This window comes from Pseudomonas campi (assembly GCF_013200955.2).
Classification (GTDB): Bacteria; Pseudomonadota; Gammaproteobacteria; order Pseudomonadales; family Pseudomonadaceae; genus Aquipseudomonas; species Aquipseudomonas campi.
Window position 1 is genome coordinate 1327700 of the sequence record NZ_CP053697.2, and the last position, 23272, is coordinate 1350971.

Annotated in this window: 24 protein-coding genes and 2 tRNA genes; 10 read left to right on the forward strand and 16 right to left on the reverse strand. The window is 54.4% G+C overall.

What is annotated here, in order from left to right; all coding sequences use genetic code 11:
- Nucleotides 1-467 precede the first annotated feature (467 nt).
- The 11 genes from HNE05_RS06015 to HNE05_RS06065 all read right to left on the reverse strand — a co-directional run bounded on the left by HNE05_RS06015 (nt 468) and on the right by HNE05_RS06065 (nt 10167).
- Complete coding sequence (locus HNE05_RS06015) at nt 468-911, reverse strand: DUF6714 family protein (RefSeq protein ID WP_173204323.1); 444 nt, start codon at nt 909-911, stop codon at nt 468-470.
- Nucleotides 912-992: 81 nt separating this feature from the next.
- Nucleotides 993-1415: a hypothetical protein gene (locus HNE05_RS06020; protein WP_173204325.1), complete on the reverse strand. Its 423-nt coding sequence runs from the start codon at nt 1413-1415 to the stop codon at nt 993-995.
- Nucleotides 1416-1506: 91 nt separating this feature from the next.
- On the reverse strand, nt 1507-2037 hold the full coding sequence (locus tag HNE05_RS06025; protein ID WP_173204327.1) for a hypothetical protein: 531 nt from the start codon (nt 2035-2037) through the stop codon (nt 1507-1509).
- A 90-nt stretch (nt 2038-2127) separates the two neighbouring features.
- The gene (locus HNE05_RS06030; protein WP_173204329.1) at nt 2128-2772 is read right to left on the reverse strand and encodes a hypothetical protein; all 645 of its coding nucleotides are present in this window, start codon (nt 2770-2772) and stop codon (nt 2128-2130) included.
- 2176 nt (nt 2773-4948) lie between these two features.
- Nucleotides 4949-5359 (reverse strand): hypothetical protein, encoded by a 411-nt coding sequence (locus HNE05_RS06035; RefSeq protein ID WP_173204331.1) that lies wholly within the window; start codon nt 5357-5359, stop codon nt 4949-4951.
- Nucleotides 5360-5437: 78 nt separating this feature from the next.
- Nucleotides 5438-5896 (reverse strand): GNAT family N-acetyltransferase, encoded by a 459-nt coding sequence (locus HNE05_RS06040; protein ID WP_173204332.1) that lies wholly within the window; start codon nt 5894-5896, stop codon nt 5438-5440.
- A gap of 85 nt (nt 5897-5981) precedes the next feature.
- Entirely contained in the window at nt 5982-6359 is a 378-nt protein-coding gene (locus HNE05_RS06045) for a hypothetical protein (protein WP_173204334.1), read from the reverse strand.
- Between the two features lie 104 nt (nt 6360-6463).
- Entirely contained in the window at nt 6464-7015 is a 552-nt protein-coding gene (locus HNE05_RS06050) for a hypothetical protein (protein WP_173204336.1), read from the reverse strand.
- Between the two features lie 440 nt (nt 7016-7455).
- On the reverse strand, nt 7456-7896 hold the full coding sequence (locus tag HNE05_RS06055; protein WP_173204338.1) for a hypothetical protein: 441 nt from the start codon (nt 7894-7896) through the stop codon (nt 7456-7458).
- Nucleotides 7897-7989: 93 nt separating this feature from the next.
- A complete protein-coding gene (locus HNE05_RS06060) occupies nt 7990-8454 on the reverse strand; it encodes a hypothetical protein (protein ID WP_173204340.1) in 465 nt (154 codons plus the stop codon).
- Between the two features lie 1344 nt (nt 8455-9798).
- A complete protein-coding gene (locus HNE05_RS06065; protein ID WP_078746352.1) occupies nt 9799-10167 on the reverse strand; it encodes a PH domain-containing protein in 369 nt (122 codons plus the stop codon).
- Between the two features lie 774 nt (nt 10168-10941).
- Here HNE05_RS06065 and HNE05_RS06070 point away from each other — a divergent pair.
- On the forward strand, nt 10942-11907 hold the full coding sequence (locus HNE05_RS06070; protein ID WP_173204342.1) for an integron integrase: 966 nt from the start codon (nt 10942-10944) through the stop codon (nt 11905-11907).
- Between the two features lie 117 nt (nt 11908-12024).
- Here the strand turns inward: HNE05_RS06070 and rimO are convergent, their stop codons facing one another.
- From rimO to HNE05_RS06090, 4 genes are all read right to left on the reverse strand, one after another.
- Nucleotides 12025-13347 (reverse strand): 30S ribosomal protein S12 methylthiotransferase RimO, encoded by a 1323-nt coding sequence (gene rimO, locus HNE05_RS06075; protein WP_173204344.1) that lies wholly within the window; start codon nt 13345-13347, stop codon nt 12025-12027.
- A 249-nt stretch (nt 13348-13596) separates the two neighbouring features.
- Complete coding sequence (locus tag HNE05_RS06080) at nt 13597-14145, reverse strand: cytochrome b (protein ID WP_173204346.1); 549 nt, start codon at nt 14143-14145, stop codon at nt 13597-13599.
- A gap of 153 nt (nt 14146-14298) precedes the next feature.
- Nucleotides 14299-14375 (reverse strand) — tRNA-Met (locus HNE05_RS06085).
- Between the two features lie 118 nt (nt 14376-14493).
- Nucleotides 14494-14570: transfer RNA gene (locus HNE05_RS06090), tRNA-Met, on the reverse strand.
- A gap of 187 nt (nt 14571-14757) precedes the next feature.
- Here HNE05_RS06090 and dinB point away from each other — a divergent pair.
- From dinB to HNE05_RS06125, 7 genes are all read left to right on the forward strand, one after another.
- Nucleotides 14758-15762 (forward strand): DNA polymerase IV, encoded by a 1005-nt coding sequence (gene dinB / locus HNE05_RS06095; protein ID WP_420826990.1) that lies wholly within the window; start codon nt 14758-14760, stop codon nt 15760-15762.
- A 242-nt stretch (nt 15763-16004) separates the two neighbouring features.
- Nucleotides 16005-16331 carry an HvfA family oxazolone/thioamide-modified RiPP metallophore gene (locus HNE05_RS06100; protein WP_173204350.1) on the forward strand — a complete coding sequence of 109 codons (327 nt, stop codon included), beginning with the start codon at nt 16005-16007 and terminating at the stop codon, nt 16329-16331.
- A 13-nt stretch (nt 16332-16344) separates the two neighbouring features.
- Nucleotides 16345-17172 carry an HvfB family MNIO-type RiPP peptide maturase gene (locus HNE05_RS06105; RefSeq protein WP_173204352.1) on the forward strand — a complete coding sequence of 276 codons (828 nt, stop codon included), beginning with the start codon at nt 16345-16347 and terminating at the stop codon, nt 17170-17172.
- Complete coding sequence (locus HNE05_RS06110; RefSeq protein ID WP_173204354.1) at nt 17169-17873, forward strand: HvfC family RiPP maturation protein; 705 nt, start codon at nt 17169-17171, stop codon at nt 17871-17873. The genes HNE05_RS06105 and HNE05_RS06110 overlap by 4 nt, the downstream gene beginning before the upstream one ends.
- Nucleotides 17874-17912: 39 nt before the next feature.
- Nucleotides 17913-18515: an HvfX family Cu-binding RiPP maturation protein gene (locus HNE05_RS06115; RefSeq protein ID WP_173204356.1), complete on the forward strand. Its 603-nt coding sequence runs from the start codon at nt 17913-17915 to the stop codon at nt 18513-18515.
- A 238-nt stretch (nt 18516-18753) separates the two neighbouring features.
- Nucleotides 18754-20106: an OprO/OprP family phosphate-selective porin gene (locus HNE05_RS06120; protein ID WP_173204358.1), complete on the forward strand. Its 1353-nt coding sequence runs from the start codon at nt 18754-18756 to the stop codon at nt 20104-20106.
- Between the two features lie 140 nt (nt 20107-20246).
- Entirely contained in the window at nt 20247-21371 is a 1125-nt protein-coding gene (locus HNE05_RS06125) for a GNAT family N-acetyltransferase (RefSeq protein ID WP_173204360.1), read from the forward strand.
- Between the two features lie 70 nt (nt 21372-21441).
- On the opposite strand, the gene HNE05_RS06130 is transcribed toward HNE05_RS06125, so the two are convergent.
- On the reverse strand, nt 21442-22005 hold the full coding sequence (locus HNE05_RS06130) for a hypothetical protein (RefSeq protein WP_240008823.1): 564 nt from the start codon (nt 22003-22005) through the stop codon (nt 21442-21444).
- A gap of 230 nt (nt 22006-22235) precedes the next feature.
- On the opposite strand from HNE05_RS06130, the gene HNE05_RS06135 reads away from it, so the two are divergent.
- On the forward strand, nt 22236-22946 hold the full coding sequence (locus HNE05_RS06135) for a DUF4349 domain-containing protein (RefSeq protein WP_173204364.1): 711 nt from the start codon (nt 22236-22238) through the stop codon (nt 22944-22946).
- Between the two features lie 25 nt (nt 22947-22971).
- Entirely contained in the window at nt 22972-23259 is a 288-nt protein-coding gene (locus tag HNE05_RS06140; RefSeq protein ID WP_173204366.1) for a hypothetical protein, read from the forward strand.
- Nucleotides 23260-23272 lie beyond the last annotated feature (13 nt).

Genomic DNA, 23272 nt, shown 5'->3' on the forward strand with positions numbered 1-23272 from the left:
GTTGTTAGCTGCCATAACCGAAAAGGATGTTGAAGAGAGATGCAAAAGTAACATAGGAAAGCAGCAATGATGAAATTGATATTATGACGCAGTGAAACCATGTAATTATTTTTAGCCAAGTGTATTTTAGTCTTTTTAGAAAACCTAGCTCTGGCTTTTCTGGTTGCTTGTGATGCCACTGAATAACTGATGTTAATAGGCTGAACCAGCCGAGTATGATAGCCGAACCCCATGCTGTTATAGAAATATAGTCGTTATTCGCTTTAAATATGTAAGAAAAGAAAAACACAGCGCCTAGTAGAACGCCGCACACAAGCATGGCGCGATACATTTTTGCCCTATATGGCGCAATCTCTACGGCGATATGGTTGAGTACTGTAGGTGTCATGGCTGGTAGCTAACGTTTGGTTAAGGGGCCGGCTTTAGCCGGTCCCGAGTGAGCGAAGCGAACGGCTTTGAACCAATTGTTATACGCTGGCCCAGATTTCTATAGTGGTAGAAAGCATTTCTTCATCGCCATATAGCGTGATGGTATCAATTTTTGTTTCTGCCAAATACTTAATAAATTTCAGTGTGAAATTCCGCTGCTCGACAGAAAACGATAGTGTGTATTTATTGTTATTTCCATCAGAGCTTAAGTGAAATAAAAATTGACTGATGTATGACTGATCGGAATTGCTGTTCAGGCAAAGCCTTACAAAGGCTGGGAAATAATAAATAAAACCTTCTGCTTCTACATAACAGATAGGGTCCCAGCCTGGGTTGCCAAGCTCATCAAAGCCAATAGAGTCAACATCCGAGCTCACAAGACTCAGGTCGTGATCAAGACACTCCTCGCAATGAGCGAAATCGGTGAAGTGCTCAGGCTTCGAGATTTTGAATATTTTTCGAGACTCTTCGATCCAGTTCATGGCGTATAACGTTTGGTTAAGGGGCCGGCTTCGCCGGTCCCAGCGAGCGGAGCGAGCGATTTGAACCAATTGTTATGCTTGTCACAGGGTTTCGTTGTTGCTCTTAACTAGGGCTTTATAGTTAGAGTTGGTGGTGTATGATCTGACGCGCCAAGTTTTTTCATTTTTATATAGAACGAAAGATATAAACAGAGGCTTCTCTTTGTAGCCAATAATGTATGTTAGTCGTGCATATCGAGAGCCTACTTTCTCTTCTGATATTTTCTCGTGGAAATAATACTTTCCAAAATTTCCAAGAACTCCGAGTAATTGCTCTTTGACGAATTTTGTTTCTGCGTCGATCTTTTCGGGACCTTTAGCTCCTCCGAAAATTAAATCTACTGCACTGATGTGGTCACCTTTTTCGACCAGCCCCATGAATTTATCTGGGATTCCGTCGTATTGTTCCGAACCTGTAGCACACAGTGAAAACAGCATTCCGATGACTAGTAAAATTTTATTCACGACTCATTCCTTTGGTTGAGGCATAACGTTTGGTTAAGGGGCCGGCTTTAGCCGGTCCCGAGTGAGCGAAGCGAACGACTTGAACCGTTTGTTAGGGCTTAACAAACTCAATTTTAGTGCCTAGCTCAGATTTTATTATTTTCAATTTAACACTTTCGCCTACCGATACTGAATCATAGTACTGCCTTGAAACTGGAAAGCGGTCAGAAAAACCTGAAATCGAAACGGCTTCATGGCGGCCTCGCTTCCCCCATGCCCGCTTGCTCGTAATTTCAGTTTCTGTGAATATTTCCTCAGAAAATAGCTCTGTATAAAGCGCAGGAACCCCCTTTGAAAGCGCACCAAAATGAACGTAGGCAAGCAAAGCAAAAACACTTGGCAAACCTACGATTATGAAAAAATAGAATCCCAATCTATTTTTAAAAATCTTGCTCAATTTTTGTTTGTTCTTGATAAAGAAAATCGTACTAGACGCGATAAAGTACACAAAAAATATAATGGATGAATTCTTCGCCCACGCGACAGTAACTTCACTCGGAGAAAACGCCACATAAAAACTACCGTAGATACTGATCAGAACAGCTATCAACAGGTATGTAACATTTATACCGAGCACTGGCATCGACCTAGCCCTAACGTTTGGTTAAGGGGCCGGCTTTAGCCGGTCCCAGTGAGCGAAGCGAACGGTTTGAACCAGTTGTTAGGCATCACCTCAGCGCAGATAATTGCTCACTATTGCAGCTAGCCATGGGTAGTAATCGCTATCATCGATAGAGATTGTGCGCGTTTCATTATTTCCACTTAGCTCTATACCACCTTCATGCATGGTTATTTTTGCGATGATTGACTCTGGAAGTTCAAGTGTGGTGTCGTAGTCCTCATCTTGCATGAGATCGAAGTCGATAGATGCAGGGTAGCGGTCTGTTAATATTTTTGTTGCCATTAGAAATAGCTCTACTATATCGATGTAGTCCCTAAGCTCTTCTTCTGATGGCACACTATATTCGTGCTCTACAGTGTTTCTGACACGATTTAATTTTAATAGGATGTTTGGGCTTATGATTCCGCACTTAGATAAATACTCTAGCTTTGCTGGGAAGCCAGAATTTCTGTTTTTTTTATATTTATCCCAACCAAAAGAATCACAAATTATATCCACTTGAAAGTGGAATGCTCGCTTTGCATTTGATATGGCGTTTACGATGGTTCGCCTAGATATTTCTGTAGATATGTCTTCTTTTGCATATTCTAAGTATGAAATTGGATAGACGCCTTTTTTTGACGATACGAAACTGGTAATGCCTCCGTTATCAATGTATTCGCTAATATGTTCTGGCGTCATTTCCAAGATGTTCATTTGGTGTGCCTAACGATTAAGCTAAGGGGCCGGCTTCGCCGGTCCCAGCGAACGGAGTGAGCGCTTTGAGCGCATTGTTAGGCATACCACACTAGTGAGTCGCCGTACTCCAGGCACTCTTCATAGTGACGTTGGAAAGCCTGCATTTTTTCAGAGTTTACGCTCTCGGGCACGAATGGCTTGCTGCTTTGAATTTCAGCGTTTCCCCACCCGTGTTTTGACAGCAGTTGGTGTGCCAGCTCAGTTTCGGCACCCGAATTCTGCTGCATGACAAACAGTATGCAGTTGTGCACAGCTCCGACTTGGGGAGCTGAGCTGTACTCAATTTCACTTTCCCCTGTGAACTCTGCGGTGCAGAGATAGAGAACAACGCACTTATTCATTGGTTTGCCTAACGTTTGGTTAAGGGGCCGCGGAACGCGGTCCCGAACGAGCGAAGCGAGTGACTTGAACCAGTTGTTAGGCAGCGGGCATCGAGTCGGACGCAGGTGATGAATACCGCACTGTGGCCAACCCGCAATTCTCTTGCAAGCAACTGATTCTTTCTGGACGGAACCCCGACTGAGCGAGCTACCAGGACGCGCGATAGGTGCACCGCAGCCTTGAGGCGCAGCGAGCAGCAAATGAGCTGGGGTAGGGCGGCGAACCGATTATTGAGCACGTTTCTGTTCCGGGCTGCACGGTGTTTGCCTGCGTAACTGTGAAAGACTTCCATGCCCGCACATCCTTTAATTGCTGTTGCCGCCTAACGTTTGGTTAAGGGGCCGGCTTTAGCCGGTCCCGCAGTGAGCGAAGCGAACGACTTGAACCGTTTGTTAGGCGCGCACAGAACAATGAGCTATGCCTGCTTCCGCGTAGGTAAAAATGCGGACAGTCCGAGCGCAACCATTAAAGCTCCAGTCATAGATATATGTGATTCTGGAGACAGAATACTGATGAGGCTTACTGAGGATGGGAGGCCGGGGAATAGGTAGTAAATAAGCATTGAGAAACTGGCTATAAGACCGGTGATGATGTAGGCAGACGCGACTATTTTGCTGTTTGAAATTTGCTTTCTTATTGAGCTAATGGCTAGTAGTAGTGCGCATGAGAAAATAATGTTCCCAATTGCAATTCCTGCTAGAGGTGTGAGGTTGTATGTGCGCTGCATTATGCCTCTGAGAAAGTAAGTCATCTCGCCCAGTGAGTAGGCAGCTGCTAAAAGCAATAAGACTGTGCTTATAAGTAAAATTATCTTTTTCATTGCGATCTTCATGGGTGGTAGTGGTGCCTAACGTTTGGTTAAGGGGCCGGCTTTAGCCGGTCCCGAGTGAGCGAAGCGAGCGACTTGAACCAGTTGTTAGGGATGGCCTAATGGCACCCCACAACGCCCAGTTCGCACCCTAGAATCCAGCTGCCGAGCCCAATAAAAACCAACGAGGCTAGATAGTACACAGGTATAGCTATTAATTTCCCAATTACGGGGACGTGCTCTGACGTGAAGATAGGGTAGCTGCCTACAAGCGGAACTGCGAAAAGTAAAAATATAGCAAGGCGGGACTCGCCTTTGAATTCAAAATTCGGCAATAAGTTGGCTAGATATATAGTGCAAAGGTATAGTGCTGGAAACCAAATAGGAGAGAGTAAAATTACTGCTGTCCGAATTTTACCTTGTATGGTATCGCTGCCTACAGCACTTAGTAGACATACTAATAATGTGATTATGAGTGCTGGCGCTATAAATGTGCTTAGCATGATTCCCTAACGTTTGGTTAAGGGGCCGGCTTTAGCCGGTCCCGAGTGAGCGAAGCGAACGACTTTGAACCAATTGTTAGAGCTTTTGCACATTGTAAAGCCCTACCTCATTAATTATAGGAAAGAAGTGACTTGCGATGAAGAGTGCTGCTAACACTGAGGCGAGGATGGCTATATTGATGCAGTACTCAGTAAAATGCTCCGATCCGAAACTCAGGATTTGCCCAATTAAATATGCGACAGCCACAACTCCAGGGGCAACAGCGAAGCTGGCCTCAAGGAAATAAGACACAAGAGCACTAAGTATTAAGAATGCTACGAGGCTTAGGGCTGACACTCTCATGGATTGACTGCTCTAACGTTTGGTTAAGGGGCCGGCTTTAGCCGGTCCCGAGAGAGCGAAGCGAACGATCTTGAACCAGTAGTTATAGGGCATTGCTGGCTAGAGTCCAGAAAAGGTTTTGCAGTGCCCATTTTTATGCATTATTTGAATATTTGAGCCATTCGCATTAATTGTTACGACTCGGCAGTTATATTCAGTTGATGGGTCTGTTTTTGTGCGGAGAAACGCTACGCTCCAACCTTCTCCTGCCCATGGATACCACGGCTTTATCCCGATAGCTTTTGGGTGCACAGTAAAAACATGATGGATAAGTTTCTTTTGAGATTCGTCAGTCCAGGTAATGCCCTTGCTCTCAAGAATTGATTTTACCTCTTTGGCCGATGCATCCGTAAAGCCGTTTTCTAGGATGAATAACTCAGCAAGATCGAGAGCCTCTGATTTGCTTAACTCTGCACTATTGGCAGTTACTGAAATTAGTAGAGTAGAAATCAGCAGCAGGACGGTGCGCATTGATGACCTATAACGTTTGGTTAAGGGGCCGGCTTTAGCCGGTCCCGAGTGAGCGAAGCGAACGACTTGAACCAGTTGTTAGCAGTTACCCAATACTTTGTCGAGGAGTTCATACCCTGATCTCTCGGTATATCCCAAGCTATGGTAGAACTTACGAGCGGAATTGTTGCTGCGCGATAGTTGAAGCGAAATAGTTGTACACCCTCGCCGAATGAATTCAGATTCGGCGTTTTTTAGAAGTTCTGCACCAATACCACTTCCTCGTTGTGACGACGATACGAAAAACTCGTCGACTTCTGCTGTAAGACCCAAGTATTCAAGGCTAAATACGTGGACTGCAAGCAGATAACCAACCGCTATCCCATCCACAATTGCAATCCAGCCAGCCCCAAGATCTGGGTTTGAGAGCAAGCGAATTAGCTGTGTTGCGACGCGCTCTTGTTCAAATTCGCTAATACCCTCGAAGCTCCAATAATCGGCTACGAGTGGAAGAAGTGTTGGTACATCACTCGGCCTTGCCTGTTGTATGCGTGTCATGGTCTAACTCAGGCTGCTAACGTTTGGTTAAGGGGCCGGCTTTAGCCGGTCCCGAGTGAGCGAAGCGAACGACTTGAACCAGTTGTTAGGTTGCAGTTGCACGATTTTCGCCCCATTCGATTATGATGCTGAGTGCCGTAATTTCCCAGCAGAACCAAGGCGTATTATTTTTGTAGCCCTGCAAATTTAGGGTTCCATTTTCGATGCTTGCTAACTCTACTATGTCTATTGGGCAGTCGCTTAGATCTGCATGTTTTTCCACGCCACCACCTAAGTGCTGTGTTGCTGATTCGCTGGTGACGTTAGAGAGCCGAATTACGGCGTTAAGCTGTTCGTTTGTTTGATGTTTATTGGATTCAAAGAAAATCGACTTAAATGATATGGCTATTTCGCTACCACTACGAAGAACACCGTCTATTCGGGAGTTTTCAAGGTCGAAGCTTCCGATGTCTGCATAGATCATGAGCTGTAACCTAACGTTTGGTTAAGGGGCCGGCTTTAGCCGGTCCCGAGTGAGCGTAGCGAACGGCTTGAACCATTAGTTAGAGATATCCATGGGATGTTTTTTTAATTATTTTGCTTTTGTATTATTGCTTTGACGGTGACGCATAGTGCTAGAAAGGCAATTGACGGAACTAGAGTTAGTGAGAGCTTAATAAGCACTTCTATTATGCTTGGCGCTATTGTTGGGTGAAGCCAAAAACCTGTATCGAAGATACTTTTTCCGGATACTTGCCTAAGAATTTCAATTGCACCTGTTATCGCTAGTGTTTGATACGCAAGTTGTGTAGCCCCATAAGCTATTGCAAAAAAATAGTACCTTGAAAAATTATGGCTGTTTCGGGCTGTAAAAAATATGAATATAAGAATGGCAATGCTGGAAAAAGCTCTGAAATAAGCGATCTCGAATGGGATGGCTTTTATGTATATGTAATGAAATATTGAAATTTTAGCTGCTTTTGCTAGCGAGTCGTTATGAGTAACAAGTAAGTGGCTGAAGTCTTTTGTCAGCATGTAGGAGGTGATTATAGATAATAAAAGTAATAAAATATTTAAACTTGGAGAGTTTGTTGTTGTGCCGCCGTCTTCATATGTTGGTGTTCTGAATGGGTTGTGCACGAAATATGATCTCTAACGTTTGGTTAAGGGGCCGGCTTTAGCCGGTCCCGAGTGAGCGAAGCGAACGGCTTGAACCAGTAGTTAGACGGCATAGCCACGATTAACATGGCTTTCCGCAGTTGGGGCATGGGCCACTAATGCAAATGCTCCAAGCCCGGCCATTAATACTATAGATTGTTGGTTGTCCGCAGTGCTGGCAGCATGACCTTAAGGCTGCTGTGACCATGAAAATAAGTAGGGATATTGGGAAGGCTATAAAGATAAATTGCGTGTAACTGAAAGCAAAGATGAAAGCTATTGGAATAGATGCAAAGGCTAAACCTGTGATGATTGCTTTTAATTGGCGGTTCACAAATTAACCTTCTTGCCTTCTAACGTTTGGTTAAGGGGCCGGCTTTAGCCGGTCCCGAGTGAGCGAAGCGAACGGCTTGAACCAGTTGTTAGGTTCCATTTCTAATTTTTCGCCATGCTACTGTTTTTATATGTATTTTGCCTAAGAGAGCTTGGTAGTCTGCTTTGTTGTCTGGGTGCACCAAAAAGAAACCTTTAGTACCTTCTATCCAAAAGAAATTTCCGTAGTAGCTCAGGTGGATTTTTGTTTCATTGTCTAGAAGTATTTTCCAGCTTCCTTTCGTGATGATTCCTGGTTGGGTCCAAGCTGAGTTTGAAAGTATCTTAAGTATCTCAGATGAATTGTATGTGGAAATTAATTCATCGCTAGAAAATGAACTATCGAATAATTTTGCTTCTGACATTGAGCTTAGAATTACTGGTGGATAAATTCGTTGTTCTGGTTGTGAGAGATAGCCATAGATATAACCCGCAGCTCCACATGCGAAGCAAAGAAAAAGAATTATGGCGCTGCTGAGTGGTTTATTCATGGGGCCTAACGATTAAGCTAAGGGGCCGGCTTTAGCCGGTCCCAGTGAGCGAAGCGAACGATTTGAGCGCCTTGTTAGGCCTTGCATGGATCATTATCTGAGCCTGTATTTTTCAGTATATTTTGCAATTGGTATAAAGGAAATTATGGCAGCTGTGATACCGATAATGATTCCAGCTGCAGAAACAACCATGCTGTGAGTGAGCAGGTTGACCAAGGCGATTGCTAACTGCGCGATAGAAAGCTTGGAAATAAGGCGAAAGAAATTGCTATTTCTCGCAATGTGCCAGAATTGCTCTGTTAATAATGATGTAAGTAGGAGTGCGATTACTAAAAGGCTTTGCCAGTAAAGCCCCATCGAGCTAAGGATCTGTATGGATGCAGGCACGAGCGTCCAAGCACCATACATATAATAAACTTGGTAAGAATTTTCGAATGGGCTGTCGTGACGTTGCTCATCCAAAATTTCGTAGCATGATTTTTGGCAGGATGCACATGTATCAGAGTTCGTGCTGTTTTCGGCGTTGCAGTGGACGCATTGCCAGCGATGTTGATTCATGTGTTTGATCATGCCTAACGATTAAGCTAAGGGGCCGGCTTCGCCGGTCCCAGCGAACGGAGTGAGCGCTTTGAGCGCATTGTTATGTTTCAAGCTCACGGACTCGCTCCTCAATGCTTTTGAAGTTTATGTGAGGCCTTATTATTGGCCACTGACTTCTGGATACGTCACACATTGAAATAATGCCAATGAAGACGCCCATTGCTAGCGCTCCAAAAAAGATAACCAACCCAGGAATTTCAGGTCTCCCAAAATAGTTGTAGCTGAAGCTCGCTACAAGCCCGATTATTAGCCAGGTTATAAAATTTATAGCAAGTCGCTTATTTTTACTTGTGGGCTTCATGTCCTTTTGCTTGATCAGTGCAGATAATAATTTTAATTCTTTGTTTTTATGCATGGATGACCCCAGCTGAAACATAACGTTTGGTTAAGGGGCCGGCTTTAGCCGGTCCCGAGTGAGCGAAGCGAACGACTTGAACCAGTTGTTAGGGATGGCCTAATGGCACCCCACAACGCCCAGTTCGCACCCTAGAATCCAGCTGCCGAGCCCAATAAAAACCAACGAGGCTAGGTAGTACACAGGTATAGCTAGTAATTTCCCAATTAGGGGGACGTGCTCTGACGTGAAGATAGGGTAGCTGCCTACAAGCGGAATTGCGAAAAGTAAAAATAAAGCAAGGCGGGACTCGCCTTTGAATTCAAAGTTTGGTAATAAGTTGGCTAGATATATAGTGCAAAGGTAAAGCACTGGAAACCAAATTGGAGAGAGTAAAATTACGGCTGCCCGAATTTTACTTTGTATGGTGTTGCTACCTACAGCACTTACTAGGCATACTAATAATGTGATTATGAGTGCTGGCGCTATAAATGTGCTTAGCATGATTCCCTAACGTTTGGTTAAGGGGCCGGCTTTAGCCGGTCCCGAGTGAGCGAAGCGAACGGCTTGAACCAGTAGTTAGACGGCATAGCCACGATTAACATGGCTTTCCGCAGTTGGGGCATGGGCCACTAATGCAAATGCTCCAAGCCCGGCCATTAATACTATAGATTGTTGGTTGTCCGCAGTGCTGGCAGCATGACCTTAAGGCTGCTGTGACCATGAAAATAAGTAGGGATATTGGGAAGGCTATAAAGATAAATTGCGTGTAACTGAAAGCAAAGATGAAAGCTATTGGAATAGATGCAAAGGCTAAACCTGTGATGATTGCTTTTAATTGGCGGTTCACAAATTAACCTTCTTGCCTTCTAACGTTTGGTTAAGGGGCCGGCTTTAGCCGGTCCCGAGTGAGCGAAGCGAGCGACTTGAACCAGTTGTTAGCAGACGGCTGAGTGTGTGAGTTGAAATTAAAGCAGGTGCTTTGATATGTGTTTCGATATTTCTACCATTGAGGTTTTTCCAGTGAACTCGAATTTCACCTTGCCAACAGAGGATAGATATATTTCCAGTTCTGAATCAAGGTCAAACGTTCCTGATGTTTCCACCGAGTAGGCAACAATGTTTTTATAAGGAATGGACGTGAAATCTTTTTTGCTACCGGTTAGCCCTTGAACGTTTACGGCAATAATTCTCTTGCTGGTGAAAACCACGCCATCACGCATGGATTTGTATGAGTCAATGATTTCCTCATTGTCTAACAGCAATGCAGTAATTTTCTCTGCATATTCACTGTTCTGCTTGAGCTTGAAAAAACCTTTATTGTTAAAGTCGATCATGACTATTCCTTGTTCTGCTAACGTTTGGCTAAGGGGCCGGCTTCGCCGGTCCCGAGTGAGCGAAGCGAACGACTTGAGCCAATTGTTAGACTGCCCAGTCGAACGCCGGAAATGAGGCCAGCGCCGAGCCTGACCGGCGGTGCGCACGGCGTGTCGGTTTTGGCGCCGGAAGTTATTTGTGATGTGCACATTCTCTGAAAGCAACTCCTTTGCTGACCACAAATAACGGCCTCTACTGTCTGGCGACCATTCGATTCAGGAACACCGCGCTGATGCAGTGATTGTGTTTCCTGGCTCGGTGCTGGAGAACCAATTTTGCCCTTGCGCCTAACGTTTGGCTAAGGGGCCGGCTTCGCCGGTCCCGAGTGAGCGAAGCGAACGACTTGAGCCAATTGTTAGATTGCCCAGCCGAGCGCGGGAAATGATGCCAGCGCCGAGCTTAACCGGCGGTGCGCACGGCGTGTCGGTTTTGGCCCCGGAAGTTATTTGTGATGTGCACATTCTCTGAAAGCAACTCCTATGCTGGCCACAAATAACGGCCTCTACTGCCAGGCGACCATTCGATTCAGGAATACCGCGCTGATGCGATGATTGTGTTCCCTGGCTCGGTGCTGAAGAACCAATTTTGCCCTTGCGCCTAACTATAATTAGACGACATCGCTGTCGCATAACCCCCGACAAAATGTCAGATAACGTTCCTTGTCGTTCTACAAGTCCTTGTCTAGCTTGGAGGAGGTCGCGGGAAAGGCGACATCACTCAGGGAGCAACACGACATGGATGACGGCAAGCCAAAATTGCTGGAGCAAGTGCGCCAGCAGATTCGTTTGAGAAACTATTCGATTCGTACCGAGGCTGTCTACGCCGAGTGGGTGAAGCGCTTTATCCGCTTTCATCGGTATCGGCATCCGGCTGAGATGGGGGCGGCGGAAATCGAGGCTTTTCTGACGCACTTGGCAGTGGCCAAGAATGTCTCCGGCTCCACGCAGAATCAGGCGTTGGCTGCGCTGCTGTTTCTTTACAAGCAGGTGTTGCAGGTGCAGTTGCCCTGGCTGGATGACATTGTTCGTGCCAAGAAGCCCAAGCATTTACCGGTGGTATTGACCCGCGAGGAAGTGGCGTTGGTGTTGGCGCAGTTATCGGGTGTGCGCTGGATTGTCGCCAATCTGCTGTATGGCGCGGGGCTGCGGTTACTGGAGGCGCTGCGTTTGCGGGTGAAGGATGTCGATTTCGCTCGTGGTGAGATTTTGGTGCGTGATGGCAAGGGGCAGAAGGATCGGGTGACCATGCTGCCGCAACGGCTGGTGTTGCCGTTGCAGGAGCATCTGTTGAAGGTGGAGGTACTGCACCGTACCGATCTGGCCGAGGGCTTTGGGCGGGCCAATCTGCCGTTCGCTCTGGCGCGCAAGTATCCGAATGCGGCGGCAGAGTGGGGGTGGCAATTTGTCTTCCCTTCGATTAATCGTTCCAAGGATCCTCGCTCAGAGGGGATTTTTCGCCACCACCTGCATGAGAAAACCATCCAGCGTGGGGTGCGTGAAGCGGCCAGGCGTGCCGGGCTTATCAAGCACACTACGCCGCACACCTTCCGCCATTCCTTTGCCACCCATCTGCTGGAGAGTGGCCAGGACATCCGCACGGTACAGGAGCTGTTGGGGCACGCGGATGTGAAGACCACGCAGATCTATACCCATGTGCTCAATCGTGGTGGGCTGGGGGTGATTAGTCCGCTAGATCGGTAGTGGTGTATTGAGGTTTCGCGGCTGGAGCCGCTGCTATACGGTTGGTCGATGATCGCGTAATAAAAAGCCCCGCATGCAGGCGGGGCTTTTTGTTTTCTGGCGTTAAGCGCCTGGCGATCAGGCCAGTTCGGCCCAGAGGTCGTATTCGTCGGCGTCGATCACGCGCACGCGGATCTTGTCGCCGGGCTTCACGCTGGTGGAGTCGATGAACACGCTGCCGTCGATTTCCGGGGCATCGGCGTAGGAGCGGCCGACCGCGCCTTGCTCGTCCACTTCGTCGATCAGCACTTCGATTTCCTGGCCGATCTTCAGCTGCAGGCGGGCGGCGCTGATGGCCTGCTGGTGGGCCATGAAGCGGTCCCAGCGGTCCTGCTTGACGTCGTCGGGGACGACTTCGAGGTCCATGTCATTGGCCGGTGCGCCTTCCACGGGCGAGTACTGGAAGCAGCCAACGCGATCGAGCTGCGCTTCGGTCAGCCAGTCGAGCAGGTACTGGAAGTCTTCTTCGGTTTCGCCGGGGAAGCCGACGATGAAGGTGGAGCGGATGGTCAGCTCGGGGCAGATCTCGCGCCATTGCTTGATACGCGCCAGGGTCTTGTCTTCGAAGGCCGGGCGTTTCATGGCCTTCAGCACTTTCGGGCTAGCGTGCTGGAAGGGGATGTCCAGGTACGGCAGCAGCTTGCCTTCGGCCATCAGCGGGATGACGTGGTCGACGTTGGGGTAGGGGTAGACGTAGTGCAGGCGCACCCACACGCCCATCGACGACAGCGCTTCGCACAGTTCCAGCATGCGCGTCTTTACCGGCTGGCCGTTCCAGAAGTCCATCTTGTACTTGAGGTCGACGCCGTAGGCGCTGGTGTCCTGGGAGATCACCAGCAGCTCTTTGACGCCGGCCTTGACCAGGCGCTCGGCTTCGCTGAGTACATCGCCGACCGGGCGGCTGACCAGGTCGCCGCGCATCGAGGGGATGATGCAGAAGCTGCAGCGATGGTTGCAGCCTTCGGAAATCTTCAGGTAGGCGTAGTGGCGCGGGGTCAGCTTGATGCCTTGCGGCGGCACCAAGTCGATCAGTGGATTGTGATCGGTCTTCGGCGGGATCACGTCGTGCACGGCGTTGACCACTTGCTCGTACTGCTGCGGGCCAGTCACCGAGAGCACGCTAGGGTGCACGTTGCGGATGTTGCCTTCGTCCACGCCCATGCAGCCGGTGACGATGACCTTGCCGTTTTCGGCGATGGCTTCACCAATCACCTCAAGGGATTCGGCCTTGGCGCTGTCGATGAAGCCGCAGGTGTTGACCACCACCACGTCGGCATCCTCGTAGGTGGGCACGATCTCGTAGCCCTCCATGCGCAGCTGGGTGAGGATGCGTTCGGAGTCGACAGTCGCTTTAGGGCAACCAAGGCTGACGAAGCCGACTTTCGGGGTGGCGGTGGACATCGGGGCTAACCTCATCGGGCGCTCTGGGTGGCGCCGCTGATCAAAAAGTGCGCAATTCTAGCGGCGCAGACGAGGCTTGGCCAGCGTTACGAGGTGCCGTTTGCCACCTTTATATAAAGGTGGGCGCCTATTCCTGGGCTGCACCGGCTTTCCCGTTTGGGTGGGACGGCTCTATTCGCGAGATGGCGCTGTACTCAGGCATCGCTTCGCGGCTGCAGCTGCTCCGACGGGAGGGGCGCAGTGGTTGGATCAGCCGCGCCCCGGCAGCATGCGGGTCAGGGTGTTGTCGCGGCTGACGAAATGGTGGAACAGCCCGGCGACGGCGTGCAGGCCGATCAGCCAGTAACCGGCGGTGCCGGCCAGCTCGTGTAGTTCCTTGATCTGTCCGGCTAGCTGTTTGTTCTCGCCGACCAGTGGCGGCAGCTCCAGGCCGAAGAACGGGATCGGCTTGCCAGCAGCGCTGAGGATCAGCCAGCCGGCCAGTGGCGCGCCGATCATCAGCAGGTACAGCGCCAGGTGCATGAGTTTGGCGGGGATGGCTTGCCAGGCGGGTAGGGCCGGGACGATGTTCGGCGTGGGGGCGATCAGCCGTGCCAGCAGGCGCAGCCAGACCAGGGCAAATACCGCCAGGCCGAGCATGAAGTGCCATTGCTTGAGCAGCTCGCGGGTATCGCTGCCCTTGGGGAAGTTGCCTTTGAGTTCGATGCAGGCATAGACGCCGGCAATCAGGATCAGCATCAGCCAGTGCAGGGCAATGGACAGGCTGCCATAGCGCTGTTCGGAGTTCTTCCAGCTCATCGTGCGTCCTCGATCAGTCTCCTGCGCCTGTTGGCAGGTTTTGGTTAAACGAGTTGCACAGCATAGCGCCGTGAACCTTAAGAAAGGCTGAGGGAGGTCAACGGAAGGCGGAAACGAAAAAGGCCACTCGTTTGAGTGGCCTTTCTTCGAAACTGGTTGCGGGAGCAGGATTTGAACCTACGACCTTCGGGTTATGAGCCCGACGAGCTACCAGACTGCTCCATCCCGCGGCGCCAATTCTACTGCGGTAGAAGTTTCTGTCAATCGATTTCTGCTTTTTAATCAATTACTTAAATAAAAAGGCAGAAACGAAAAAGGCCACTCGTTTGAGTGGCCTTTCTTCGAAACTGGTTGCGGGAGCAGGATTTGAACCTACGACCTTCGGGTTATGAGCCCGACGAGCTACCAGACTGCTCCATCCCGCGGCGCCAATTCTATCGTCAAATCCTCGGCTGTCAACCTTTAACGTGGAAAAAATCCTGATCGATCAGCTGCTTAGCGCTGGACGAGTGGTAGACTCGAGGGCTTCAGGGCTTGCCTGCTGGGGCTTTCCGGACTTTCGTGCGCAAGATTATTCATGTGGATTGCGACTGCTTTTATGCAGCGATCGAGATGCGTGACGACCCGCAGCTGGCCGGCAAGCCGTTGGCGGTGGGCGGCGCTGCCGATCGGCGGGGCGTGGTTGCCACCTGCAACTACGAGGCGCGGGCCTGGGGCATTCGCTCGGCCATGCCGATGGGGCAGGCGCTCAAGCTCTGCCCAGATCTGAAAGTGGTCAAACCACGAATGGATGCCTACAAGGCGGTTTCCCGGGAAATCCACGGCATCTTTCGCGAGTTCACCGAGATCATCGAGCCGCTGTCGCTGGATGAGGCCTACCTGGACGTGACCGACAGCGCGCATTTTGCCGGCAGCGCCACGCGCATCGCCAAGGAGATCCGCCGCCGGGTGTCGCAGGAGCTGCATATCACCGTGTCGGCCGGGGTGGCGCCGAACAAGTTCCTGGCCAAGATCGCCAGCGACTGGCGCAAACCCGATGGCTTGTTCGTCATCACCCCGGATCAGGTCGACGAGTTTGTCGCCGTGCTGCCGGTGAGCAAGCTGCATGGCGTGGGCAAGGTCACCGCGGACAAGCTCGGGCGCCTGGGCATCAGCACCTGCGCCGATCTGCGTGAATGGAACAAGCTGGCCCTGGTGCGCGAGTTCGGCAGTTTTGGCGAGCGCCTGTGGAGCCTGGCCCGGGGCATCGACGAGCGCGCCCTGCAGACCGATAGCCGGCGCCAGTCGGTGAGTGTGGAAAACACCTACGACGAGGACATCCCCAACCTGGCGATGTGCCTGAAGCGTTTGCCGGAGTTGTTAGAGCAGCTGGAAACGCGCATGGCGCGCCTCGACAGCAGCTATAAGCCGGACAAGCCCTTCGTCAAAATCAAATTTCACGACTTCAGCCAGACCACCCTCGAGCAGGCCGGTGCGCGCCGTGACCTGCACAGCTACCAGCAGCTGCTGTCGGCCGCCTTTGCCCGCGGCAACAAGCCGGTGCGCCTGCTCGGGGTGGGCGTGCGGCTGCTGGACATGCGTGGCCGGCATGAGCAGTTGGAGCTGTTTGCGCCCTGAGCGCCATGACGGGATGCCGAGTAATGGGGGAGGGTAAGTTGGCCCAGGCCCTCTCCCCCAGCCCCTCTCCCACAAGTGGGAGAGGGGAGTTTCCGGCGTCCGAATTAGGCGCCGAGTAAACTGCCGCACCAACCAGCGCAGAAAAAATCTACGCCACCTGTAACGCTGGCCGTGCACCTGCGTCTAGTGTTGCGAGGGGGCCATGCCGGCTTCCCTGAATCAACCACCACCGGAGAGATTCCATGAAACAGCTGAATACCGTTGTCGCTACCCTGGGTGCCGCCCTGCTGAGCACTGTCGCTGTAACTGCCCAGGCTGCCGGCAACCCGTTTGCTGCCCAGGAACTGAGCAGCGGCTACAGCCTGGCTGCCCATGAGAAGGGCCACGAAGGTTCCTGTGGCGAGGGCAAGTGCGGCGCCGAAATGAAAGCCGAAGAGGGCAAGTGTGGCGGCGACAAGGCGGCCAAAGAAGGCAGCTGCGGTGAGGAAGGCAAGGCCGCCAAAGAAGGTTCCTGTGGCGAAGGCAAGGCGGCCCATGAGGGCAGCTGTGGCGCCGAGAAGGCCGAGTAAGGTCGCCACGGACATGACCCTGCAGCCTTTCGTCAGCGGCGCCGGCCTCGGCCTGCGTCGCGGCCTGCTGACGGCGCTGGCGGACAGTGCCGTGGGCCAGGTGGATTTCCTCGAAATCGCCCCGGAAAACTGGATCGGCGTAGGCGGGCGTTTTGCCCGCCAGCTGCGCGGCCTCAGTGAGCGCGTGCCGTTCCTCTGCCATGGTCTGTCCCTCAACCTCGGTGGCGTGGCGCCGCTCGATATCGAGTTGCTCAAGGCCATCAAGGGTTTTCTCGACGAACACGGCATCCGCGGTTACAGCGAACACCTGTCGGCCTGTGCCGACGAGGGCCAGCTGTACGACCTGATGCCGTTGCCGTTCACGGCGCACACCGTGCAACGGGTCGCCACGCGCATTCGCACCGTGCAGGATGTGCTGGAACGACCGCTGATCATCGAAAACGTCTCGGCCTATGCGCGCCTGCCCGGCGAGCTGGACGAGACCAGCTTTATTCGCGCGGTGCTGGACGAAGCGGATTGCCAGCTGCTGCTGGACATCAACAACGTCTACGTCAACGCGACCAATTTCAGCTTCGACCCGCTGGCCTATATCCAGGCCATGCCGGGCGAGCGCATCGCCTACCTGCACATGGCCGGGCACTACGACGAGGCCGCCGACCTGAAGATCGACACCCATGGCGCGCCGGTGTGCGACCCGGTATGGGCGTTGCTCCGGCAGGCCTATGGACTGCATGGCGTACGGCCGACCCTGCTGGAACGCGACTTCAACTTCCCGCCGGTGAGCGAGCTGTATGCCGAGGTGGCGCAGATCCGAGCTTTGCAGCAGGGGGCCGGGCGATGAGCGAGCGCGACCAGCTGGCCTTCGCCGCGCGCATTCGCCAGCCCGAGGCGCAGGCGCTGCTGCCGGGCATCGCTGCCGAGCGTATGGCGGTGTACGAAGGCCTGTTCTTCAACAATATCGAGAGCTTTCTCAGCAGCGGTTTTCCGGTGCTGCGCCGGCTGTTCGATGACGCGCGCTGGCAGCGCCTGGTGCGCAGTTTCATCGCCGGGCACCGCTGCACCACGCCGTATTTCCTCGAGATCGGTGCGGAGTTTGTTGGCTGGTTGCAGCAGGGCTTTGTCGCCGAGGCGGATGATCCGCCGTTCCTCCTCGAACTGGCGCATTACGAACGGGTCGAGCTTGAGCTGGATGTGGCCACAGTCGAATTGCCCGCGCAGGGCTGGTCACCCCTGGCCTGGCCGCTGGCTTATGCCTGGCCGGTGCAACGCCTGAGTGCCGAGTACCGACCACTGCACGCGCCGGCCGAACCGACCTGTCTGCTGGCCTGGCGCGACGCGGCGGACAAGGTGCGCTTCCAGCAGCTGTCGCCGTTCGCTTATCACCTGGCCCTGCGCCTGCAGGCGGGCGAGACGAGTGCTGCGGCGTTACTGGTCCTGGCCGAGACCAGTGGTATTGCCGCCGACGAACGTTACTTCACCCATGCCCGCGCGCTACTGGACGACTGGCAGCGCCAGGACATCTGGTTCCCCCCGACCATCTGACCGGCCAGGCGGCGCGCTGCCCAGCCAACGGAGACTCTCATGCTGACCCTGCTCAATCGCCTCCAGGATGCCCTGGACGCTACCCGTCGCCTCGACTTTCTCGGCCCGCTGCTGCTGCGTCTGTACCTAGTGCCGATTTTCTGGATGGCCGGTACGCACAAGCTGGCGGATATGCCCGCGACCATCGCCTGGTTCGGCAACCCGGACTGGGGCCTGGGCCTGCCATTTCCCGAACTGCTGGCCTGGCTGGCGGCGTTGACCGAGGCGGGCGGGGCGATCCTGCTGCTGTTCGGTCTGGCTCTGCGCTGGATCACTATCCCGCTGATGGTGACCATGCTGGTGGCGATCGTCAGTGTGCACTGGCCCTATGGTTGGCAGGCGATTGCCGACCCCTCGGCGCCGTTCGCCAACGAGCGGGTGCTGGCCTCGGCCGAGAAGATCGAGCGGGCGCGGGCGCTGCTCAAGGAGCACGGCAACTACGACTGGCTGACCAGCAGCGGCAAGCTGGTGGTGCTGAACAACGGCATCGAGTTCGCCGCCACCTACCTGGTGATGCTGGTGGCGCTGTTCTTCAGCGGTGCCGGGCGCTGGCTCAGCGTCGATTACTGGCTGGCCCGCGCGTTACGCCGCAAAGCGAGCTGAATGGACCTGCCGGCTGTGCTGCGGTCGGCGTTCCTGCCGGGTGCGGGGCGTCAGGCAATGGCTGGCGGCCCGAGGCAATTCGCTAGTTATTATCAAAGGAAGTAAAAAGTTCCTCTGTCATAGAACTTTCATCTATCAGCAACTGGGCTGAAATAACCCCCCTCCAAGATTCCCCTCCAGCACCAAGGGCACCCGCCCGCGTGTTTTCCAACGCAAAGACCATTAGGGGAATTCATCGATGATCCGTAAGCACTTCGCCGGTTTTGCAGCCAGCGCCCTGGCTCTGGCCATTTCCGCCCAGGCTTTCGCCGGTACCGTCACCACCGATGGCACTGACATCGTCATCAAGACCAAAGGTGGCCTGGAAGTCGGCACCACCGACAAAGAATTCAGCTTCAAGCTGGGCGGCCGCGTACAGGCTGACTACAGCACCTTCGACGGCTTCTACACCAAGGATGGCGATAACGCCGACGCCGGTTATTTCCGTCGTGCCTTCCTCGAACTGGGCGGCGTGATGTACAGCGACTGGGCCTACCAGCTCAACTACGACTTCTCGCACAACGCCGGCGGCGACAACCGCGATGAAGACGGTTACTTCGACGAGGCCTCGCTGTCCTACAACGGCTTCGCCCCGGTATCGATCAAGGCCGGCCGCTTCGACCCAGAATTCGGTTTGGAAAAAGCCACCAGCTCCAAGTGGGTGACTGCCCAGGAGCGTAACGCTGCCTATGATCTGGTCGACTGGGCCAACGGTCACAACGGCGGCATGGGCATCCAGGCATCCGGCACCGCTGGCACTTCCCTGTACGGTTCGGCTGGTCTGTTCGCCAAGGACGCCAGCAACTCCGACGAAGACGGCAACAGCTCCAAGCAGTTCAACCTGCGCGGCGTATTCGCACCGATGCACGATGCCGGCAACGTCCTGCACCTGGGCCTCAACTTTGCCCAGCGCGACGTGTCCGACGGCGAGTTCGACAGCCGTATCCGCAGCCGCCTGGGTATCCGTGGTGTGAGCACCGACGGTGGCCAGGATGCCGGCGACAACGGCAACCGTCTGCAACTGGGCGGCGCTGAAGCCACCAGCGTCGGCACCTTCGATGATGACGCCGCCTGGGGTCTGGAAGCCGCCTGGGCCACCGGCCCGTTCTCCGTACAGGGCGAGTATGTGGCGCGCACCCTGAAGGCTGACGACAACACCTTCGACGATGTCGATTCCGAAGGCTACTACGTGCAGCTCGCCTACACCCTGACCGGCGAGGCGCGTGGCTACAAGCTCGGCAAGTTCGACGCGATCAAGCCGGCCAACAAGCAGATTGGTGCCTGGGAAGTGTTCTACCGCTACGACCACATCAGCGCCGACGACAACAACGACTACGCGGCCTTCGTCAATGGCGACGGCAAGTCTGGCAAGGACTTCAGCGATGTCGACGACATCGAAGGCACCGTACACAACGTCGGTCTGAACTGGTACGCCAACGAGTCCGTGAAGATCAGCGGCGTGTACGTCACCTCCTCGGTCGACAATGCCAAGAACTCGGCTGGCGACGACGATGGCGACGGCTTCGTGATGCGCGCGCAGTACGTGTTCTAAGACTGTTCGCTAGCCTGGCGGCGGGCCCTCTTCCGCTGCCAGGTTCTGCACTGGCTCTACAGTATGACGCTGGAGTTACTCTCCTAAGCCCTGCTTGTGCAGGGCTTTTTTTTGCCCGGACGACAGGCCAGACTGCGCCCATGCCGATCCGTACCCTCGCCAGCCTCAATGACCTCCAGCCCGCCGCTTGGGATGCCTTGCTGTGCGGGCCGCAGCCGTTCCTGCGCCACGCCTTTCTTTCGGCCCTGGAAGACAGCGGCAGCATCGGTGGGCGTAGCGGCTGGCAAGCCGCTCACCGGCTGCTTTGCGATGCGCTCGGCAAGCCGCTGGCGGCGCTGCCGGCCTATGTGAAGGCGCATTCCTATGGCGAGTACGTGTTCGACATGGGCTGGGCCGATGCCTGTCAGCGCGCCGGCATTGCCTATTACCCCAAGCTGCTCGGCGCCGTGCCGTTCAGCCCTGTGAGTGGCCAGCGCCTGCTGGGCGATGCGTCGGCTGCGGCGCAACTGCTCGACGAGCTGGAGCGCGACCTGCCGCGCCAGGGGCTGTCCAGTCTGCACATCAATTTCACCCAGGCCGATACCGATGCGCTGCTCGCCGGGCGCGAGGGCTGGTTGTCACGCATCGGCTGCCAGTACCACTGGTTCAACCGCGACTATCGCGACTTCCAGGATTTCCTCGATGCGCTGACTTCGCGCAAGCGCAAGCAGATACGCAAGGAGCGTGAGCAGGTGGCGGGGCAGGGCATCGCCTTCGATTGGTGCGCAGGGCACGAACTGAGCGAGGTCGAGTGGGATTTCGTCTATGCCTGTTACGCCAATACCTACTATGTGCGCGGCCGTGCGCCCTACCTGACGCGCAGCTTCTTCAGCCTGGTGGCCGAGCGCATGCCGGCAGCCATCCGCGTGGTTATCGCCCGCCAGGGCACGCGGCCGGTAGCCATGGCCTTCAGCCTAGTGGATGGCGATACCTTCTACGGTCGTTATTGGGGCTGCTTGGGCGACTTCGACCGCTTGCACTTTGAGACCTGCTTCTACCAGGGGCTCGACTACAGCATTGCCCAGGGGTTGCGGCGTTTCGATGCCGGTGCCCAGGGCGAGCACAAGCTGGTGCGGGGGTTCGAACCGGTGCTGACGCAGTCCTGGCACTACCTGTGTCATCCCGGTCTGCGGGCGGCGGTGATGGAGTTTTTGCAGGAAGAGCGCGGGCATATCAAAGCCTACCTGGCGCAGGCGCAGGCCGCCTTGCCGTATCGGTGTGCCTGATGAGTGCCGCCCTAAACGGCTGAAACCCGGCCAGGGATTGCCCCGGGCCGGGTTGTTGCAGCGCTCGCGATCAGCCCTTGGTGGGGGTGATGCCGTTGTTGACCTGGAACTGCTTGATCAGTTTTTCCGGCTTCTTCTCTTCTTTCTGCAGCAGATAGACCACGCGCTCGCCGTTCGGCCCGCTGGCGATTTCGGTGTGGCGGAAGATCGGCTCGCCGAGGTTGTTCACGTCGACCATGTCGCCGTAGCGCCGACTGACGAAGATGATGCCTTCCTGGCGGATTTCGCCGTAGAAGCTGCTGGCCGGTGGCAGGCTCTGCTTGAGGAACTGGTAGGCGGCGATCTTCTTGAGATCCTTGCCCTGATCCTCGGCGCGCAGCGCCAGTACGATGGCCTGGCCGTATTTGTCCTTCTCTTGCAGGTCTTTCAGGTAGGGCGCCTTGCCGCTGACGAGGAAGTCACGATAAACCGTGGCGTCGTCGAACAGGTACAGGTTCTCTTCGGTGCGCACCTGGTACCAGTCTTCGTTGTTCAGGCTTTCTGCCTTCGGCGCCGGTGCTTGGTTGCTGCATGCGGCCATGGCGGCAGCCAGCAGAGCGATGGATACGGGTTTGAACATGGATTGTACGGACATCAAATTACCTCCCCAGGACGAATGGCAGGAGAGTCTCGCTGCGGCAGGTGACGAAATGATGACGCCCTGTGGATCGGTTGGATAACCCCTTTAGCCGCGCTGGTTCTGTTGCTGTCGTGAACTGCAGCGCAGGGGTGACGTTTACCTGGCGCAGCGGGTGAAAGAGGGTTGGTAAACCCCGTATGATCCGCGCTTGTTCAACAGGGACAAGCCATAGAGGGCGTCATCGGATGAAAAACTACCTGCGTCAATGGGCCGTGCTGGCCTTGCTCTTCACCCTGGCCGGGGTTGCCGGCTGCGCGTCCAAAGGCGGGGAGATGGCGGGTGAAGCTGCTGCGCCTGCCACTGCTGGGTACAGTTCAGCGGAGCAGGGTAAGGCCTCCGGGCGCCTGCTGGTGTGGACCGCCAACTTCTCCCTGGAAGTGGCCGACCTGGCCAAGGCTCAGGCCCAGCTCACCGAGCGCATGCTGGCGCTGGGTGGCTATGTCGAGGAAAAGAGCGACTACGGCAGCTACAGCCAGAGCCTGGTCTATCGCGTGCCCAAGGATGCCTTCGCCGCGGCCCTGGGCAATGTCGAGCAGAGTGGCAAAGTGCTGTCGCGCCACGTCAAGGGTGAGGATGTCACCGAACAGTACGTCGACGTGGAAACTCGCCTGCGCAACAACATCGCCCTGCGTGACCGCCTCCGCGACTTGCTCGGCAAGGCCAAGGACATCAAGGACATCCTGCAGATCGAGAGCGAGCTGAACCGTATCCAGTCCGAGATCGACTCCATGGAAGCGCGCATGCGCATCCTCAAGGACCAGATCCAGATGTCCACCCTGCGCGTCGAACTGCGCCAGCAGGAAGCGGAAAAGCCGGCCACCATCTACGGCCCGCTGGGTTACCTGTACAAGGGCACCGCGTGGTTCGTGACCAAGCTGTTCATCATTCGCGAATGAGGCTGGTGCGCCGGGAGGGCTGCCTGTGAATGTTCTGCGTGAATGTGGCGCCGTGCTGCTGTTTTTGGCGGCCGTTGCCAGCGTGGTGCATGGCCTCAGTGGCGGACCGCTGTGGCCTTGTCTGGGTCTGGCAGCATTGTGCTTCGGCCTGGCCTACTGGCTGTGGCCAAGTCGGCGCAGGGGCCAGCGCGAGGAGGCGCACTCCTGGCTGGATCTGCTGGAAATCCTCATCGAACTGCCGGTGAACCTGCTGTTCTGGTTGCTGCGCCAGCTCGCCCGGCCGTTTCGCGACGGCATCGATCTGGATATCTGAACCGACCCGGAGT

What these genes read in the sequence shown, in the direction of transcription:
- HNE05_RS06015 (WP_173204323.1), bottom strand. Translation starts at nt 911, where the DNA reads ATGAACTGGATCGAAGAGTCTCGAAAAATATTCAAAATCTCGAAGCCT.
- HNE05_RS06025 (WP_173204327.1), bottom strand. Translation starts at nt 2,037, where the DNA reads ATGCCAGTGCTCGGTATAAATGTTACATACCTGTTGATAGCTGTTCTG.
- HNE05_RS06030 (WP_173204329.1), bottom strand. Translation starts at nt 2,772, where the DNA reads ATGAACATCTTGGAAATGACGCCAGAACATATTAGCGAATACATTGAT.
- HNE05_RS06035 (WP_173204331.1), bottom strand. Translation starts at nt 5,359, where the DNA reads ATGCGCACCGTCCTGCTGCTGATTTCTACTCTACTAATTTCAGTAACT.
- HNE05_RS06040 (WP_173204332.1), bottom strand. Translation starts at nt 5,896, where the DNA reads ATGACACGCATACAACAGGCAAGGCCGAGTGATGTACCAACACTTCTT.
- HNE05_RS06045 (WP_173204334.1), bottom strand. Translation starts at nt 6,359, where the DNA reads ATGATCTATGCAGACATCGGAAGCTTCGACCTTGAAAACTCCCGAATA.
- HNE05_RS06055 (WP_173204338.1), bottom strand. Translation starts at nt 7,896, where the DNA reads ATGAATAAACCACTCAGCAGCGCCATAATTCTTTTTCTTTGCTTCGCA.
- HNE05_RS06060 (WP_173204340.1), bottom strand. Translation starts at nt 8,454, where the DNA reads ATGAATCAACATCGCTGGCAATGCGTCCACTGCAACGCCGAAAACAGC.
- HNE05_RS06065 (WP_078746352.1), bottom strand. Translation starts at nt 10,167, where the DNA reads ATGATCGACTTTAACAATAAAGGTTTTTTCAAGCTCAAGCAGAACAGT.
- HNE05_RS06070 (WP_173204342.1), top strand. Translation starts at nt 10,942, where the DNA reads ATGGATGACGGCAAGCCAAAATTGCTGGAGCAAGTGCGCCAGCAGATT.
- rimO (WP_173204344.1), bottom strand. Translation starts at nt 13,347, where the DNA reads ATGTCCACCGCCACCCCGAAAGTCGGCTTCGTCAGCCTTGGTTGCCCT.
- HNE05_RS06080 (WP_173204346.1), bottom strand. Translation starts at nt 14,145, where the DNA reads ATGAGCTGGAAGAACTCCGAACAGCGCTATGGCAGCCTGTCCATTGCC.
- dinB (WP_420826990.1), top strand. Translation starts at nt 14,758, where the DNA reads ATGCGTGACGACCCGCAGCTGGCCGGCAAGCCGTTGGCGGTGGGCGGC.
- HNE05_RS06100 (WP_173204350.1), top strand. Translation starts at nt 16,005, where the DNA reads ATGAAACAGCTGAATACCGTTGTCGCTACCCTGGGTGCCGCCCTGCTG.
- HNE05_RS06105 (WP_173204352.1), top strand. Translation starts at nt 16,345, where the DNA reads ATGACCCTGCAGCCTTTCGTCAGCGGCGCCGGCCTCGGCCTGCGTCGC.
- HNE05_RS06110 (WP_173204354.1), top strand. Translation starts at nt 17,169, where the DNA reads ATGAGCGAGCGCGACCAGCTGGCCTTCGCCGCGCGCATTCGCCAGCCC.
- HNE05_RS06115 (WP_173204356.1), top strand. Translation starts at nt 17,913, where the DNA reads ATGCTGACCCTGCTCAATCGCCTCCAGGATGCCCTGGACGCTACCCGT.
- HNE05_RS06120 (WP_173204358.1), top strand. Translation starts at nt 18,754, where the DNA reads ATGATCCGTAAGCACTTCGCCGGTTTTGCAGCCAGCGCCCTGGCTCTG.
- HNE05_RS06125 (WP_173204360.1), top strand. Translation starts at nt 20,247, where the DNA reads ATGCCGATCCGTACCCTCGCCAGCCTCAATGACCTCCAGCCCGCCGCT.
- HNE05_RS06130 (WP_240008823.1), bottom strand. Translation starts at nt 22,005, where the DNA reads ATGTCCGTACAATCCATGTTCAAACCCGTATCCATCGCTCTGCTGGCT.
- HNE05_RS06135 (WP_173204364.1), top strand. Translation starts at nt 22,236, where the DNA reads ATGAAAAACTACCTGCGTCAATGGGCCGTGCTGGCCTTGCTCTTCACC.